This window comes from Mesorhizobium sp. M4A.F.Ca.ET.050.02.1.1 (genome assembly GCF_003997725.1).
GTDB lineage: Bacteria > Pseudomonadota > Alphaproteobacteria > Rhizobiales > Rhizobiaceae > Mesorhizobium.
Window position 1 is genome coordinate 1 of the sequence record NZ_RZSG01001348.1, and the last position, 759, is coordinate 759.

Consider the following 759-nt stretch of genomic DNA (forward strand, 5'->3'; position numbering starts at 1 on the left):
CCGCCGACGGATAAGCGGCCATCAGCTTCTTGCGCAATTCGACCGGATCGGTTTTCCCAGCGGCCGCGATCTCGTCCATGAAGCCTTCATGGAAGAAGCCGTTGATCGAGCTGCCGACCGATCGCCACGAACCGACGGGAATGGAGACGGGCGCGGCGATGCCGCTCACCCGGTAGTTCGGGATCGTGTAGGGCTGGTCGTACGCGCCGTCGACGATGGTCTTGTCCGGCCCCATTGCCGATAGCGACGGAAACAGCCTCCGCAAGGTGCTGGCGATCATCGATGGCGACGATATCTTCATTTCGACGGCGACCGGCAGGCCATCGTCGCCGAGCCGCGCCTGGAACTTGCCGATTGCCGCGGGGCGGTAGGCGTCGTGGCGCATGTCCTCTTCGCGCGTCCAGGTCACCTTGACCGGGCGGCCGCCGGCTTCCTTGGCCATCAGCGCCGCGCACAGTGCATAATCCATCTCGACGCGCCGGCCGAAGCCGCCGCCGAGGAAGGTGGTGTGCACCGCGACCTTGTCCTGCTCGATGCCGACCGCGTTGGCGCACAGCTGCCGCACCAGCGTCGGCGCCTGGTTGCCGCACCAGATGTCGAGGGCGCCGTCCTTCAGCCGCGCCGTGGCGTTCATCGGCTCCATCGTTGCGTGCGCCAGGTACGGCACTGCATAGTCGGCCTCGACGATTTTTTCGCGCGGCGTGTCGGCGAAAGTGGTGTCGACATCGCCGTCGTTGCGCAATGGCGAACCCTTGGTGG

At 66.1% G+C, this 759-nt stretch carries 1 protein-coding gene; it reads right to left on the reverse strand.

All coding sequences use genetic code 11. The features are described 5' to 3' along the window. A partial coding sequence (locus EOA33_RS37415; protein WP_145989585.1) for a molybdopterin cofactor-binding domain-containing protein occupies positions 1–759 on the reverse strand: 759 nt, incomplete at both ends.